This window comes from Streptosporangium nondiastaticum (genome assembly GCF_003011965.1).
GTDB lineage: Bacteria > Actinomycetota > Actinomycetes > Streptomycetales > Streptomycetaceae > Streptomyces > Streptomyces nondiastaticus.
The window spans coordinates 1-14,808 of record NZ_PXWG01000159.1 but is presented as its reverse complement, the minus strand read 5'-3'; the positions used below and the strand labels follow the sequence as shown (position 1 = coordinate 14,808).

Below are 14,808 nucleotides of genomic sequence, written 5' to 3'. Positions count from 1 at the left end.
CCGCCTTGCCCTCCATCACCGGCAGCGCCGCCTTCGGGCCGATGTTGCCCAGACCCAGCACCGCCGACCCGTCCGTGACCACCGCAACGCTGTTGCGCTTGATCGTCAGACGCCGCGCGTCCTCCGGATTCTCCGCGATCGCCATGCACACCCGCGCCACACCCGGCGTGTAGACCATCGACAGGTCGTCACGGTTGCGGATGGGGTGCTTCGACGCCATCTCGATCTTGCCACCGAGGTGCATCAGGAACGTACGGTCCGAGACCTTGCCCAGCACCACACCCTCGATGCCGCGGAGCTTCTCCACGATCTCGTCGGCGTGGTCGGTGGACGTCGTCGCCATGGTGACGTCGATCCGGAGCTTCTCGTGGCCGGACGCGGTCACGTCCAGACCCGTCACGGAGCCACCCGAGCTCTCCACTGCCGTGGTCAGCTCGCTGACCGAGGTCCCGTTCGCGGGGACCTCCAGCCGGACCGTCATCGAGTAGGAGACGCTGGGCGCCGTTGCCATGGGGTTACTTCTTCTTTCTCGGGTCGTGCCGGGTCGTGCCGGGTCGTGCCGGGTCGTGCCGGGTTGTGCCGGGTCGTGCGGGGGTGTTTCAGGCGCGTACGGCCGTGGCCGTGCGCGTGTGGGGGCGGGCGAGGTTGTCCGGGTGGAGGATCTCCCGGAGCTGCTCCTGGGTGAGGAGGCCCTTGGCCAGGACGAGCTCGTGCACCGCGGCGCCCGTGGTGAGCGCCTCCTGCGCGACGGCGGTGGCCTGCTCGTAGCCGATGTACGGGTTGAGCGCGGTGGCCAGGCCGATGGACTGGCCGACGAGGCGGGCCAGGTGCTCGCGGTTGGCGGTGATGCCGGTGACGCACCGCTCGGCCAGGGTCACGCAGCCGGCCCGGAGGTGGGTGAGGCTCTTGAGGAGGCTGTGGGCGATGACCGGCTCGAAGGCGTTGAGCTGGAGCTGGCCGCCCTCGGCGGCGAACGTGACCGTCACGTCGTTGCCGATGACCTCGAAGGCGATCTGGTTGACGACCTCGGGGATCACCGGGTTCACCTTGCCGGGCATGATGCTCGAACCCGCCTGGACGGGCGGCAGGTTGATCTCGGCGAGGCCGGCGCGCGGGCCGCAGGAGAGCAGGCGCAGGTCGTTGCAGGTCTTGGAGAGCTTGACCGCGATCCGCTTGAGCACGCCGGAGAGCTGGACGAACGCGCCCATGTCCTGCGTGGCCTCCACCAGGTCGCCGGCGACGGTCACCGGGACGCCGGTGATCGAGCCGAGGTGGCGGCAGGCGAGCTCCGGGTACTCGGGGTGGGCGTTGAGCCCGGTGCCGATGGCGGTGCCGCCGAGGTTGATCTCGCGCAGCAGCGCGCACGCCTCGGCCAGGCGGGCCCGGTCCTCCTCCAGCATGACGGCGTAGGCGGCGAACTCCTGGCCCAGCGTCATCGGCACGGCGTCCTGCAGCTGGGTGCGGCCCATCTTCAGGACGTCCGCGAACTCCTCCGCCTTGGCGGCGAAGGCCTCGCGCAGCACGTCCATGGCCTCCAGCAGGCGGGCGGCGGCGAGCTGCAGCGAGAGGCGGACGGCGGTCGGGTAGACGTCGTTGGTGCTCTGCCCGGCGTTGACGTCCTCCAGCGGGTGCAGGTGCCCGTAGTCGCCCCTGGCGTGGCCGAGGAGCTCCAGCGCCCGGTTGGCGATGACCTCGTTGGCGTTCATGTTGCTGGAGGTGCCGGCGCCGCCCTGGATGACGTCGACGACGAAGTGGTCGTGCCACTGCCCGGCCCGGATCTCCTCGCAGGCCCGGACGATCGCGTCCACCTTGGCGCCGTCGAGCAGGCCCAGGTCGCGGTTGGCGAGGGCGGCGGCCTGCTTGACGGAGGCGAGGGCGGTGACGAGGTCGGGGTAGGCGGAGATGGGCGTCCCGGTGATGGGGAAGTTCTCCACCGCGCGCAGGGTGTGGACGCCGTAGTACGCGGCGGCGGGGACGTCGCGGTCGCCGAGGAGGTCGTGCTCGGTGCGGGTGGGGCCGGTGACGGGGGCCGACATGGGGGGATCCGTTCGCGTGCGGTGGAGAGGGAGGTGGGGGGGGGAGGTGCGGGGGGAGTCTCAGGCCGCCCGGACGGTCAGGCGGCCGGGGACGCTCAGGCGGCGGCCGGGGTGCCGACGAGGCCGCGCAGCGCGCGCGTCCGCGCGTCCGTGTCCGCGGTGGTGAGCGCGGCGCTGAGGACGGCGATGCGGGCCTGCCCGGCGCGGAGCGTGCCGGTCAGGACTGCGCCGGCGGCGGCGAGGTCCACGGCTCCGCCCTGGGTGTAGATCTCGGCCACGGGGCCGGACGGGACGCGGGTGGTGAGGGCGACGAGCACGCCGCGGGCGATCGCCGCCTCGACGGCGGCGACGACCTCGGGGGTCGCGTTGCCCGCGCCGGTCGCGACCAGGACGATGCCCTGGGCGCCCGCCTCGACGGCGGCGTTGAAGAGCAGCGGGTCCCCGTCGCAGTGGTGCATGACCATGTCGACGCGGGGGAGGTCCTCGCCGGCGGCCGGCAGCGGGAGCGCCGCCGGGCGCACGGGCCGTCCGTGGACGACGATGCGGCCGTCCTTGACGTCCGCGACGGGGCTGCCGGAGGGGTCGGCGAACGCGTCGGCTGCCAGGGTCTGCACCTTGATCGTGCCGCGGGCGGCGTGTATCCGCCCGTCGAAGGCGACGAGGACGCCGTGGCCGCGCAGCCCGGCCGAGCCGGCCGCGAGCAGCGCGTCGTGGAGGTTGCGCGGGCCGTCGCCGTCGGCGGCTTCCAGGGGGAGCTGGGCGCCGGTGAAGACGACCGGGCGGGGGTCGTCGTGGTGGAGGTCGAGCAGGAAGGCCGACTCCTCCAGGGTGTCCGTGCCGTGCGTGACGACGATGCCGTCGACGGCCGGGTCGGCCAGCACCTCGTGCACGGTCCGCAGCAGGGCGAGCTGGTCGCGGGTGGTCAGGCGGGCGCTGTTCACGCTCATCAGGTCGACGACCCGCACGGAGACGCCCTCGGGCACGGCGGCCGTGGCCAGGACGTCCCCGCCCCGCGCGTCGGCGGCGAAGCCGGAACCCTGCCAGCGGCTGGCGATCGTTCCGCCGGTGCTGATGACGACGACCTGTCCCACGTGTGCCCGCCCTTCTCAAGATCAGTACGGCCGTCCACGGGGGCGTGTCGGCCGGGCAGGGGAACAATAGGACGAATCGCGCGCAATTGGATCGCTGATTTGAGCCGGACCGGCCGAAAAGTGTGGTGGATAATTGCGGGATGGACGCCATCGACAGAAATATCTTGCGTGAGCTCCAGGCCGACGGCCGGCTGACCATCCAGGAGCTCGCCCACCGCGTCGGCCTGACACCGTCCCCGTGCATGCGCCGCGTCCGGCAGCTGGAGCAGGACGGAGTGATCCAGGGCTACCGTGCGGTCATCGACCCCGAGGCCGTCGGCCGGAGCTTCGAGGTGCTCGTCTCCATCGAGGTCAAGCGCGACCGCGAGGCGGTGGAGGCGTTCGAGGCGGCCCTCCAGGACATCCCCGACGTCATCGAGGCCTACCGGCTCTTCGGCAGCCCCGGCTGCCTGCTCCGCATCGCGGTCGCGGACCTCGCCGCGTACGAGCGGCTGTGGATCGAGCGGCTCACCACGCTGTCGGGCATCACCGAGGTGAACTCGCAGATCATCATGAAGCGCGTGAAGGAGCCGAAGGGGCTCCCGGTCGGGCCGTGAGCCGGGTGGGTCCCGTGAGTCCCCTCTCGGCTGTCAGCCGACCGTCACCCGCACGATCCGGCCCGACGCCTCGGTGACGAACAGCGTGTGCCCGGTGTCGTGGGCGCCGAAGCCGCGCGGGATCCGGACGCTGGTGGGCATGCGGAGGCCGGTCACCAGGGTGCAGGAGCGGCCGGTGGCGGGGTCGACCCGGATGAGCTCGCCGTCGCGGAAGGACGCGACGACCAGGCCGCCGCGGAACTCGGTGAGGTCGTCGAGGAACTTGCCGTCGAGCAGGGTCGAGCTCAGGCGGGTGACCGTGGTGCGGCGCGCCGGGTCCGTGAGGGGGATGCGGACGATCCGGGACGAGGCGTCGATGAGGACACTCGCGTACAACTGGTCACCGACGATCTCCAGGCCGTTGGTGCCGAAGACGCTCGCGCCGCGCGTCCACTCCTCGTCCTTCGTCCCGTCGGGGCGGATCTTGAGGATGCCCGTGGCCAGCTCGCGGCTGACGTAGAGATTGCCCTCCGTGTCGACGGCCAGGCCGTTGATCCCGGACAGACCGTCCACGACCTTCTCCGGCCTCGGCGCGGCGGCGGTGGGGTCGAAGCGCACGATGCCGCCGTGCGGCGTCAGCGGGTTGACGCCGTAGTTGACGTACATCATCCCGTCCAGGCCGCGCCGGATGCCGCCGGGCCCGCTCAGTGGGAAGCCCGCCCGGAGCGTGCCGTCGGGGGCGTACCCCTCGACCCGGTGCTGGGTGACGTGCGAGACCCAGAGGGTGCCCCGGCCGTCGAACTCCAGGTTCTCCCGCCAGTCGAGCAGCGGTATGCCGCCCTTGTGGAAGACCGACACGCTCGTCCGCTCCCCGCAGGCCTCAAGGCGCTCGGGTGCCTGCGCGCCGGCCGCCGCCGCGGGCAAGGCGGTGCCGCCCACCGCGAGCGCGGCCATCAGGCCCGCCGCGCAGAGCGTCGTGCGGATGCGCCTCGGAATGCGCCTCGGGATGCGCCTCATCACCGTCATCATCGCCACCACCGTCTTCTCCCTGGTCAACTCGCGGCGCACGTACGCCATTTGACCGGGAGTCTAGAGAGCCCGGGCAGAGGCTTTCCCTAGTGATCGGAGCCGCGAAGGGCGAGGCGTTAAAAAGCCGTAAAGATTGCCGGAACCAGGCAATGTGTGACGTCTCCATGTGCTGACACGATGCCGTCGTCCAGCGAGGTTGTCGATCAGGTGTGCGAGGTGCTCATGGGCTTGTTTCTCGGTCTCGGCATCGGGGGCGTCGCGCTCCTGGCCCTCTCCCTGGTGTTCGACGGGGTGCTGGAGAGCGCGCTCGACGGTGCCCTGGGCGGGCTGTTCGACGGGTGGCTGTCGCTCCCGGTGATCGCGGGCTTCGTCTCGATGCTCGGCTTCACGGGGGCGATCGTGCTCGGGTCCACCGGGCTCGGCGCGGGAGCGGCGGCCGCCGCGGGGGCCGTCGCGGGCACGGGCGCCGGCTGGCTGACGTACCGGTTCAGCCGCGCGCTCGTGCGCGGCGGCAGCCCCGCCGCCCCCACGAAGGACGACCTCGTCGGGATCGCCGGCACGGTGGTGACCGCCGTCCCGGCCGGCGGCTACGGCGAGGTCCTGCTCCGCCTGGCCGGCCAGCCGGTCAAGTACGCCGCCCGGGCGGACGGGCCGCTGGCCCGGGGCGCCGAGGTGTGGGTGACCGCCGCCCCGTCGTCCACCTCGGTGACCGTGCGCGCGGTCGAACGCTGAGCGCGCCGCCGGACGCCGCTCTTTTCGCCATGCCAGTACGACCTGCCGTCCCCCGGGAGGCAGGAGAGGAGATTCTCCATGAGCCCAGTCGTCACCGCGGTCGTAGGAGTGGTGGTGCTCCTCGTCCTCCTCGCACTGGTCGTCGTCACCCGCTACAAGGTCGCCGGCCCCAGCGAGGCGTTCATCATCACCGGCCGGCGCGGGAAGAAGTCCACGGACCCGCAGACCGGGCAGGTGTTCACCGACAACAGCGGCCAGAAGGTCGTGGTCGGCGGCGGCGTCTTCGTCGTCCCGTTCGTCCAGCAGCGGTACGTGCTCGACCTCTCCAGCCGGCACATCCCCGTCGCCGTCCGCGGCGCGGTGACCCTCCGCGGCATCAAGGCCCACCTGGAGGGCGTCGCGATCGTCAAGGTCGGCGGCACCGAGGACGCCATCCGCGCCGCCGCGCAGCGCTTCCTACAGCAGCAGGGCGGCATCGTCGGCTTCACCCAGGAAGTGCTCTCGGGCGCCCTGCGGTCCATCGTCGGCCGCATGTCCGTGGAGGACATCATCCGCGACCGCGCCGCGTTCGCCGGGCAGGTCGCCGAGGAGGCCGAGGCCAGCCTGTCCGGGCAGGGCCTCGTCCTGGACGCCTTCCAGATCCAGGACATCACCACCGAGGGCAGCTACCTGGAGGACCTCGGCCGGCCCGAGGCCGCCCGCGCCATGCAGGAGGCCGACATCGCCGAGGCCAACGCCCGCCAGGCGGCCGAGCAGGCCCGGCTGAAGGCCGAGGAGGAGATCGCCGTCGCGCAGCGGACCCTGTACCTGCGGCAGGCGGAGATCAAGGCCGAGACCGACGCGGCCGCGGCCCAGGCCGACGCCGCCGGACCGCTCGCCGAGGCCGACCGTCAGCAGCAGATCCTCGTCGAGCAGGAGAAGGTCGCCGAGCGCCAGGCGGCCCTGACCGACCGCCAGCTCGACACGCAGGTCCGCAAGCCCGCCGACGCCAAGCGGTACGAGGCGGAGCAGGAGGCGGAGGCCAAGCGCGTCGCCCGGATCAAGCAGGCGGAGGCCGAGCGGCTGGCGGCGATCGCCGCGGCCGAGGCCGTCGCCGTCGAGGGCGCCAAGCAGGGCGAGGCCGAGCGCGCCCGGCGCGTGGCCATCGCGGACGCTGTCCGCCAGGAGGGCGAGGCGGAGGCCGCGGCCATCGCCGCCAGGGGCACCGCCGAGGCCGAGGCGATGAACAAGAAGGCCGACGCCTTCGAGCGCTACGGCGACGCCGCCGTCCTGCAGATGCTCGTCGAGGTGCTGCCCCAGGTCGTCGGGAAGGCCGCCGAGCCGCTCGGCGCCATCGACAAGCTGACCGTCATCTCCACCGACGGCGCCGGCAAGCTGCCCCGCACCGTCGCCGACAACGTCGCCCAGGGCATGGAGCTCATCGGCTCCACTACGGGCGTCGACCTCACCCGGCTCCTGAAGGGCCTGACCGCGGACCAGCCCGCACGGGACGCCGCGGCGGCCCCGGCCAACGGCAGGATCCCGGTCACCGACTAGTGAGGCCGGTCGGACCGGCCCCTGCCGGGCCGGTCAGGACCGCGCCGGCCAGTCCAGGAGCCGGGCCCCGATCACGGCGGTCTGCAGCGTGTAGCGCTGCGCGGGGTCGGCCGGGTCGCAGCCCGTCAGCACGTGGATGCGCCGGAGCCGGTACGTCAGGGCCCGCACGCTGAGCGACAGCGTGCGGGCCGCCTCCGCCGACACGCACCCCGCGTCGAAATAGGCGGTCAGCGTCTCCAGCAGCGGCACCGCCCCGCCGCGCGCCTGGCGCAACGGCCCCAGCGTCGTGTGCACCAGATCCGCCAGCGCCTGCCGGTCGCGGGCCAGCACCGGGAAGACCAGCAGGTCGGAAGCCTTCAGCACGGGCTCGTCGAAACCCATCCGCGCCGCGAGCTCCAGCGTCGAGAGAGCCTCCTCGTAGGAGTGCGCGACGCCCCCGCCGCCGCCCTTGGCCCTGCCGACGGCTATCCGCCCGCCGGAGCTGATCGCCGCGTACGCCTGCTTGGCGAAGTACGTCAGCACATCCGTCTGGTCGCCCGGGGCGATGCAGATGATCCGGCCGTCCTTGGTCGTGATGAGGATGTTCCGGCTGCCGAACCGGCCGACGAGGGACGCGCCGACCCGCCGGGTCACGGGATGGAAGTCGTCGTACGGCTCCGCCCCCTCGGCCACGGCCACCGCGTACGCGTGGGAGAGCAGCAGCCCGAACCGCTCGGCCCGCTCCGCCAGCCGCCCGAGGTGACTGCGGCCGTGCAGCAGGTCGTCGACGAACTCCCGCCGGTCCGCCTCCTCCTGGCGCGCGGCCAGCCGCTGGGCCCGTTCGTACCCCTCCGCGAACGCGTCGATCGCCAGCTCCGCCGCGCCGAGCACGCGGTCGACGTCGGCCGGGGAGGTGCGCCCCGCGGGCCAGTGCCGGCGTGTGGCCGCGAGGTGGGCCGCCACGCAGGACCGCAGCGACAGCCCGGCCTCCGCCGCCTGCTCACCGCTCGCCCGCCGGACCCCGACCTGCGTCCGGTCCGGCCGCCGGCCCGTACCGGCCGCATCGGTGAGGATCTTCTCGTACCCGTCCAGGTACGCCTCCGGACCCGTCCTCGCTTCCACGCGTGATCTCCCCTTATGCGTTCTTCGCCTCCTATTTACGCACAGGGGCCGGCGATCACTTCCGGCGCGTCAGTCGAGACAGAACTCGTGGCCCTCGATGTCCTGCATCACGATGCAGGACTCGTTGACGCCGTCGGCGCGCAGGAGCTGCACGCGGACCGCGCCGAGCGCGACCAGCCGTGCGCACTCGGCTTCGAGCACGGCGAGGCGCTCCTCGCCCACGAGCCCGGTGCCGGCCCGCACGTCGAGATGGACCCGGTTCTTGACGACCTTGCCTTCGGGAACGCGCTGGAAGTACAGGCGCGGGCCCGCACCAGTGGGATCGACACAGGCGAACGCCGCGTCCTGACGCTCGGGCGGCAGCGAGCGGTTGAACTCGTCCCAGGTGGCGAACCCCTCCGGAGGCGGCGGTACGACATACCCCAGCACCTCGCACCAGAAACGAGCGACGCGCTCGGGTTCCGCGCAGTCGAAGGTGACCTGGAACTGCTTGATCATCGATGCCATCGGCTCACCATAGCCGCGCCCGCCGCCGGCGGACCAGGGCCGGCCATGATGCGCCGAAGGGCCGAAGTCGTTGCCTAGCATGGTCCGATGGACATCTCCCGGCTTCCCGCAGACGCACGGCAGCGACGCAGCGCGGAGATCCGCGCGTTCCTGCGCTCACGGCGGGCCCGGCTGTCGCCCGAGGACGTGGGAATGGCCGCGGGCGGCGGCGGACGGCGCACGCCGGGGCTGCGCCGGGAGGAGGTCGCGGTGCTCGCCGGGGTCGGCGTCTCCTGGTACACGTGGCTCGAACAGGGGCGTGAGATCAATGTGTCGGGGGACGTCCTGGACGCCGTCGCGCGGGTGCTGCGGCTCGACGCCGCCGAGCGCGAGCACCTGTACCTGCTGGCCGGGCTCAACCCGCCGCGGGAGCCTGCGGCGGAGCGGGAGGTTCCGCCCGGGCTCCGGCGCGTGATCGACGGCTGGATGCCGCGCCCCGCCTACGTCATCGACCGGCACTGGACGTTCGCCGCCGTCAACCGGGCCGCCCGGCTGGTGTTCGGGTACGGCGAGACGGACCACAGCTGCCTGGTGAGCTTCTTCACCAACGCCCGCCACCGCGCGTCCCTGTGCCACTGGGAGGACGCGGCGCGGGAGATCGCCGGCCGGTTCCGCGCCGACGCGGCCCGCTACCCGGACGACCCGGAGTTCAGCCGGATCGCCTCCGACCTGTGCGCGGCGAGCCCCGCGTTCGCCGGGATCTGGGCCGAACACCCCGTCGGCGGCAGCACGTCCCACGGCGTCAAGGCCCTCGACCACCCGGAGGCCGGCGAGCTGCTCTTCGAGTACACCACGCTGCCGGTCGCCGACCTGCCCGGCCACCGGCTGCTGCTGTACACCCCGGCGCCGGGCACCGCCACCGAGGAGCGGCTGGCCGCGCTGCTCGGCGCACGGGAGCGCGTCCCCGGCTGAGGGTGGTGGTGGCGGACCCAGGTTCAGCCGGCACTGCCGGGCCCGGGCGGCCGCGCCGAGGATCACCGGCATGAAGCGATTCACGAACAAGACGGCCCTGATCACCGGCGGCACCAGCGGCATGGGGTTCGCCACCGCGCGCAGACTCCTCGACGAGGGCGCCTACGTCGTCATCACCGGCCGCGACCGGGCGCGCCTGGACGCCGCCGAGGCCCGGCTCGCCGCCCCCGGGCGCGTCCTCGCGGTGCGGGCGGACGTGGCCTCCCGCGCTGACCTGCAGCGCCTGATGCGGGAGACCGAGACCTGGCGCGGCGGACTCGACGTGGTCTTCGCCAACGCCGGCACCGGGATCTTCAAGCCGGTCGCCGAACTGACCGAGGAGGACGTCGACCGCACGATCGACGTCAATTTCAAGGGCGTCTTCCACACGATCCACACGGCGCTGCCGCTGCTGCGCGACGGCGGCGCGGTCGTCATCAACGCCTCCTGGACCCTGCACCGCGGGCTTGCCGTCGCCTCCGTCTACTCCGCCACCAAGGCGGCCGTGCACAACCTCGCCCGCACCCTGGGCGCCGGCCTCGCCCCGCGCGGGATCAGGGTGAACTCCGTGAGCCCCGGCTACATCGACACGGAGATGTACCGGGACGCCAACCCCGATCCGGACGCCGAGGCCCGCAACGCCGCCGAAGTGCCCCTCGGCACTCTCGGCCACCCCGACGAGGTCGCGGCGGCCGTGGCGTTCCTGGCGTCCGACGACGCCTCGTACATCACCGGCCAGGACCTCGTCGTCGACGGCGGTCTCGTCGGCTGCGTGCCCGCGGCATGACGGGGCGTACGACGGAACGCGCGACGGTGCGTCCTCCCTCGGCGCGCCCCCGCGCGCACGCACCCGTACGGCGATCCCGGCCCGCCGTCACCCTGCTCGCCGTGCTGTTGGCGCTGCTGATCCTCCCGACCTCGGTGACCGGGTCGGGCGTGGCCCTCCCGCACATCGGGCGGGACACGGGCGCGCCGCCGGACGCGCTGCAGTGGGTGATGCACGGCTACAACCTGGCCTTCGCGAGCCTCCTCCTCGCCTGCGGCTCGCTGGCCGACCGCTTCGGCCGGCGCCGCGTGTTCGCCGCGGGCGGCGTGCTGTTCGCGGCGGCGTCGCTGGCGAGCGCGCTGGCGGACGGCATCGTGCTGCTGGACGTGGCGCGCGGCGCGGCCGGCGCCGGCGCGGCCGCCCTGCTGACCGGCGGCAGTTCCCTGCTGGCCGCGGCCTTCGACGGCGCCGCGCGCACGCGGGTGTTCGCCGCCGTGGGCATCGTGACGGGCGGCGGGCTCGCCCTGGGGGCCATGGCGGCGGGGGCGCTGGCGGACGCCCTGGGGTGGCGGTCGTTCTTCGGGCTGCACGCGGCGCTGATGCTGCTGGTCCTGTGCGCCCTCCCGTTCCTGCCCGAGTCGCGCGGCGCGCCGGAGGCACGGGCGGACCCGGCGGGCACCGCGCTCTTCATCGCCGCCCTCTTCCTGCTCATGCTCGGCACGGTCGAGGGGCCGCGGTGGGGCTGGGGCAGCGCCGGGGTGCTCGGGCTGCTCGCCGGGTCGGTGCTGCTGATGGGGCTGTTCGTCCTGGTGGAACGGCGCGTCCGGCACCCGATGCTGGACCTGGGGCTGCTGCGCAACAAGGGGTTCATGGCGCTGTGCCTGATACCCGTGGTGGTCTCGTTCTCGTTCGTGGTCCTGCTGCCGCTGCTGCCCGAGTACCTCGTGGTCGCGCACCGCTCCTCCAGCCGGGCGGCGGGCGCCACGATGCTGCTGATGACGCTGCCGATCCTGGTCACCCCGCTGCTGGCCGGCCGGCTGATCCGGTGGGGGATGCCCATGCGGGCCGTCCTCGGGCTCAGCCTGGTGTGCCTGACCGCGGGCGTCGCGTGGCTCGCCGCCGTCCTCGGGCCGGACGCGGGCCCGGCGGAGCTCGCCGGACCGCTGCTCGTGCTCGGGGCCGGGCTCGGGCTCAACTTCGGCCTGGTCGACGGCGCGGTCCTGACCGTCGTCGCGCCGGAGGCCACCGGGACGGCGGCGGGCTTCCTCAACACGCTGCGGCTGGGCAGCGAGGCCGTCGTCATCGCCGCGGCGGGCGCGGCGCTGGCCGGCGTCACGCGCGACCGGCTGGGCGGCGTCCCGGAGCGGTTCCCCGGCTACGGCGGGACGGCCGGGGACCTGGCCGGCAGCGTGACCTCGGGTGACCTCGCCGGCCCGCTCTCCGCAGTGCCGGCCGGTGCCCGGGAGGCGTTCGCCGGCTTCGTCGCCCACGGCCTCACCGGCGCCTGGCAGGTGGTCCTGTGGGGGAGCGCGGCGGTCTGCGCGGCTCTCTCCGTGGTGATCGCCGCCATGCTCCCGCGCCGGCCCGCCCGTCCGGGAACCACCGATGCGGAGGCACGCGCCTTGTGATGGTCTGATACGTCTACGTACGCACAGCACTTCAGCATGCATGCATGCGTACGTACACACAGCACTTCAGCCGTCGCGCGACGGCGGGACAAGGGGGATCCGGCCGTGAACAACGCCAGCATCGTCATCGGGATCGTGATCGTCGCTCTGGTGATACGCAGGCAACTGCGCACCCGGCCCGTGCACGGCAAGGGCGGTGTGGTGCTGCTGGGAATCCTCGGGCTGCTGGGGGTGCTCGCGCTCGTCTTCGGAGTCGCCTCCGTGGTGAAGGAGCACCCGCTGGGCGGCGCCACCATCGCGCTCGTGGCCGTGTGCTTCCTCGTCGCGGCCGGGTTCGGCGTGGTGCGGGCCCGCACGGTCAAGGTGTGGCGGGCGCCCGAGGGACAGCTGCTGCGCAAGGGGGCGCCGGCCACCACGGCCCTGTGGATCGTCTCCATCGCGGTGCACGTCGGCCTCGACAAGTGGATCGACCACACCACGCGGACCGGTCTGCTCGGCGCCTCGACGGTCTACCTGTACCTGGCGGTGACCCTCACCGTGCAGGACTTCCTGGTACGGCGCCGGGCCGCGTCCGTGGCCTGAGGGCGCGGCGCCGCTCCGGGAGGCCGGCGGGTCGGAGGGTCAGGCGGCCGGGGTCCACTCCGTGCCGTACCGGGCGAAGATCGCGGACACGTCGGCCGGCCCGGGCAGCACGGCCGTGCCGGCGGCCACCTCCTCCTCGACGAGCGTGACGATGTCGCCCACCCGCTCCAGGGCCATGGTGCGCTCCGGGGGCAGCGCGTCGAGGCCGAAGACGTCCTCGATGGTGAAGCCCAGCTCGGCCAGGGCCAGCGAGTGGTAGCCGAGGTCGCCGATCAGGCGCGCCTCCGGCGCGGCCTCGGCGGTCTTCTGCGGGGCGATGAGCGCGACCAGGCGGCTCACCAGGTCGGGGACGGTGTCGGGGCTGATCGTGGTACCGGTGTCAGTCATGCCCGCCATCCTCACGGCGGGCCGTGCGCGCGGGCCAGGCAAGGTCCCGGCAAGGCCTCGGCAACTCGCGGCGGACCCCCGGGACGGCCCGCGGAATTGCCGCCTCCTTGCCGGGTGGCTGCCTGGCGCCCGCGGAGCGCGCCCTGAAACGCTCCTCGCATGATTGCAGCCGCCCCCGGCACGCCCACGAGCCACGACTGGATCACCGCCCGCCACGCCGCCGGCGCACCCCGGGTGCGGATCATTTGCCTCGCGCAGGCCGGCGGCGGCGCCGGCGCCTTCTCCGGCTGGCGCGCCCACCTGCCCGAGGGCGTCGAGCTGGCCCCGGTGGAGCTGCCCGGCCGCGGCACCAAGGGCGACATCCCCATGCCCGGCACCTTCGAAGAGCTCTGTGACCTCCTCTTCGCGGGCCTCACCGCCGAGTTCGCCATGCCGTACGTCCTCTTCGGGCACAGCTTCGGCGGCGCGCTCGCGTACGAGCTGACGCGCCGCGCCGAGGCGCACGGCCTGAACGCCCCGCTGGCCACCGTGGTCTCCGGCGCCCGCGCCCCGCACGTCCCGCCCACCGGGAAGATCTCCGGAAGCTCCGACAAGGAGCTGCTGCGGTGGCTGCTCGACCACGGCGGGCTGCCCGCCGAACTCCTGCGGTTCACCGACTACCTCGCCTACGTCATGCGGGCGATCCGCACCGATCTGGCCTTCGCCGAGGGGTACCTGCTCCCCGGGCCCGTGCGCGTGGCGAGCCCGCTGCACGCCTTCGCCGGCGCGGACGACCGGCTGGTGCCGCCCGCCCAGGTGGAGCGCTGGGCGGACTGCGCGGGCTCCGCGTTCTCCCTGACGGTCCTGCCGGGCGGCCACTCCTTCCCCCACACCGACCCGGCCGCGCTGCTCGCCGCCATCGGCTCCGTCCTGCCCGGCGGCCTCTGACCCGGGCCCGCGGGGCCCGTTCGCCCCGCGAGACCCGTTCACCCCGCGCTTCCGCCGCCGCGCGGTCCCGCCGCGGGAGACCCCGTAAGCCCTCTCCAGGCCTTTGCACGTCCCCCCCATGCAAGGAGAACACCCCGTGCCACCCATGATCCCTCACGACCTGCTGACCACGGCGGCACAGGCCGCGGGGCACGACGACGGCGGCGACTTCACGATGATGTTCAACACGGTCCTCGTCGTGGGCATCACGGTCTTCATCCTGATCCGGCAGTTCACCACGCGTGAGGTGAACAACCGGATGTACTTCTGGATAGCCATCCTCATCGCGCGCGGCTGCGTGCCGCCCGGCCCGTCGCGCCTGACCGCCGCCGGCCTGTCCTTCTTCGCCGCCGCCATGGTGATCTCGGTGATCTTCGGCTGGCTGCGCGCCGCCACGATGCCCATGTGGAAGGACGGCACCGGCCGGGTCTTCCGCAAGGGCGGCGGCATGACGCTCCTGCTGTGGGCGCTCACGGTCGTGGTCCGCCTCGGCCTGGGCCTCGTCGCCGAGGCCGGGTTCGGCGAACCGTTCAACATCGACGCCCTGTGGATGGGAATGGGCGTGACGCTGGCCGCACAGCAGTGGGTCATGGTGCGGCGCGGCGCTTCCGCGCTGCCCGTGCGCGCCGCCGCGGCGGCGCCCGCGGCGGCCGGCGGCTGACCGGACCCCGCTGTGATCGCGGAGATCCTTCCGCCGGGCGTCGCCTCGTGCGACGCCTTCGGCGATTCCGGGCCGCCCGCCGCCGTCCGGCTGTTCCCCGAGGAGGCCGCCGCGGTGGAGGGCGTCGTGGCCGGCCGGCTGCGCGAGTTCACCACGGTGCGCGGCTGCGCCCGGGCCGCGCTCGCCCGCCTGGGCCTGCCGCCCGCGCCCCTGGTGCCCGG

At 73.5% G+C, this 14,808-nt stretch carries 16 protein-coding genes and 2 pseudogenes; 11 read left to right on the top strand and 7 right to left on the bottom strand.

The features are described from left to right. The 3 genes and pseudogenes from B7P34_RS31540 to B7P34_RS31530 all read right to left on the bottom strand — a co-directional run. A pseudogene (locus tag B7P34_RS31540) lies at positions 1–511 on the bottom strand (NAD-dependent malic enzyme); the annotation flags it as partial. An 88-nt stretch (positions 512–599) separates the two neighbouring features. Then, positions 600–2,036 (bottom strand): aspartate ammonia-lyase, encoded by a 1,437-nt coding sequence (aspA, locus tag B7P34_RS31535; RefSeq protein WP_106681608.1) that lies wholly within the window; start codon positions 2,034–2,036, stop codon positions 600–602. A 95-nt stretch (positions 2,037–2,131) separates the two neighbouring features. Then, positions 2,132–3,127 carry an asparaginase gene (locus B7P34_RS31530; RefSeq protein WP_106681607.1) on the bottom strand — a complete coding sequence of 332 codons (996 nt, stop codon included), beginning with the start codon at positions 3,125–3,127 and terminating at the stop codon, positions 2,132–2,134. 140 nt (positions 3,128–3,267) lie between these two features. On the opposite strand from B7P34_RS31530, the gene B7P34_RS31525 reads away from it, so the two are divergent. Then, entirely contained in the window at positions 3,268–3,723 is a 456-nt protein-coding gene (locus B7P34_RS31525; protein WP_106681606.1) for an Lrp/AsnC family transcriptional regulator, read from the top strand. A 33-nt stretch (positions 3,724–3,756) separates the two neighbouring features. Here B7P34_RS31525 and B7P34_RS31520 read toward each other — a convergent pair whose 3' ends face one another. Then, positions 3,757–4,560 carry a hypothetical protein gene (locus tag B7P34_RS31520; protein ID WP_189383213.1) on the bottom strand — a complete coding sequence of 268 codons (804 nt, stop codon included), beginning with the start codon at positions 4,558–4,560 and terminating at the stop codon, positions 3,757–3,759. Here B7P34_RS31520 and B7P34_RS37790 point away from each other — a divergent pair. The 3 genes from B7P34_RS37790 to B7P34_RS31510 all read left to right on the top strand — a co-directional run bounded on the left by B7P34_RS37790 (position 4,544) and on the right by B7P34_RS31510 (position 6,999). Beyond that, on the top strand, positions 4,544–4,783 hold the full coding sequence (locus B7P34_RS37790; RefSeq protein WP_189383210.1) for a hypothetical protein: 240 nt from the start codon (positions 4,544–4,546) through the stop codon (positions 4,781–4,783). The two genes, B7P34_RS31520 and B7P34_RS37790, sit on opposite strands and share 17 nt — an antisense overlap. Positions 4,784–4,908: 125 nt before the next feature. Then, a complete protein-coding gene (locus tag B7P34_RS31515; protein ID WP_223268421.1) occupies positions 4,909–5,463 on the top strand; it encodes a TOBE domain-containing protein in 555 nt (184 codons plus the stop codon). A gap of 78 nt (positions 5,464–5,541) precedes the next feature. Beyond that, positions 5,542–6,999, top strand: coding sequence for a flotillin family protein (locus B7P34_RS31510; protein ID WP_106681604.1), 1,458 nt, complete (start codon positions 5,542–5,544; stop codon positions 6,997–6,999). A 33-nt stretch (positions 7,000–7,032) separates the two neighbouring features. Here the strand turns inward: B7P34_RS31510 and B7P34_RS31505 are convergent, their stop codons facing one another. After that, entirely contained in the window at positions 7,033–8,100 is a 1,068-nt protein-coding gene (locus B7P34_RS31505) for a PucR family transcriptional regulator (RefSeq protein WP_106681603.1), read from the bottom strand. 69 nt (positions 8,101–8,169) lie between these two features. Continuing rightward, the gene (locus B7P34_RS31500) at positions 8,170–8,598 is read right to left on the bottom strand and encodes a VOC family protein (RefSeq protein ID WP_223268422.1); all 429 of its coding nucleotides are present in this window, start codon (positions 8,596–8,598) and stop codon (positions 8,170–8,172) included. A gap of 96 nt (positions 8,599–8,694) precedes the next feature. Here B7P34_RS31500 and B7P34_RS31495 point away from each other — a divergent pair, with 96 nt between their 5' ends. The 4 genes from B7P34_RS31495 (at position 8,695) to B7P34_RS31480 (ending at position 12,573) form a co-directional block, all read left to right on the top strand. Then, positions 8,695–9,558 (top strand): helix-turn-helix transcriptional regulator, encoded by an 864-nt coding sequence (locus B7P34_RS31495; RefSeq protein ID WP_106681601.1) that lies wholly within the window; start codon positions 8,695–8,697, stop codon positions 9,556–9,558. A gap of 70 nt (positions 9,559–9,628) precedes the next feature. Then, complete coding sequence (locus B7P34_RS31490) at positions 9,629–10,384, top strand: SDR family NAD(P)-dependent oxidoreductase (RefSeq protein WP_106681600.1); 756 nt, start codon at positions 9,629–9,631, stop codon at positions 10,382–10,384. A gap of 101 nt (positions 10,385–10,485) precedes the next feature. Beyond that, entirely contained in the window at positions 10,486–11,991 is a 1,506-nt protein-coding gene (locus tag B7P34_RS31485) for an MFS transporter (RefSeq protein WP_189383208.1), read from the top strand. Positions 11,992–12,096: 105 nt separating this feature from the next. Then, the gene (locus B7P34_RS31480) at positions 12,097–12,573 is read left to right on the top strand and encodes a hypothetical protein (protein WP_106681598.1); all 477 of its coding nucleotides are present in this window, start codon (positions 12,097–12,099) and stop codon (positions 12,571–12,573) included. A 39-nt stretch (positions 12,574–12,612) separates the two neighbouring features. On the opposite strand, the gene B7P34_RS31475 is transcribed toward B7P34_RS31480, so the two are convergent. Then, on the bottom strand, positions 12,613–12,960 hold the full coding sequence (locus B7P34_RS31475; RefSeq protein WP_223268420.1) for an acyl carrier protein: 348 nt from the start codon (positions 12,958–12,960) through the stop codon (positions 12,613–12,615). Between the two features lie 159 nt (positions 12,961–13,119). Between B7P34_RS31475 and B7P34_RS31470 the strand changes: the two genes are divergently transcribed. The 3 genes and pseudogenes from B7P34_RS31470 to B7P34_RS31460 all read left to right on the top strand — a co-directional run. Further along, the gene (locus B7P34_RS31470; protein ID WP_106681597.1) at positions 13,120–13,887 is read left to right on the top strand and encodes a thioesterase II family protein; all 768 of its coding nucleotides are present in this window, start codon (positions 13,120–13,122) and stop codon (positions 13,885–13,887) included. 136 nt (positions 13,888–14,023) lie between these two features. Continuing rightward, positions 14,024–14,587 carry a hypothetical protein gene (locus tag B7P34_RS31465; RefSeq protein WP_146166982.1) on the top strand — a complete coding sequence of 188 codons (564 nt, stop codon included), beginning with the start codon at positions 14,024–14,026 and terminating at the stop codon, positions 14,585–14,587. 12 nt (positions 14,588–14,599) lie between these two features. Continuing rightward, positions 14,600–14,808: pseudogene (locus B7P34_RS31460) on the top strand (4'-phosphopantetheinyl transferase); the annotation flags it as partial.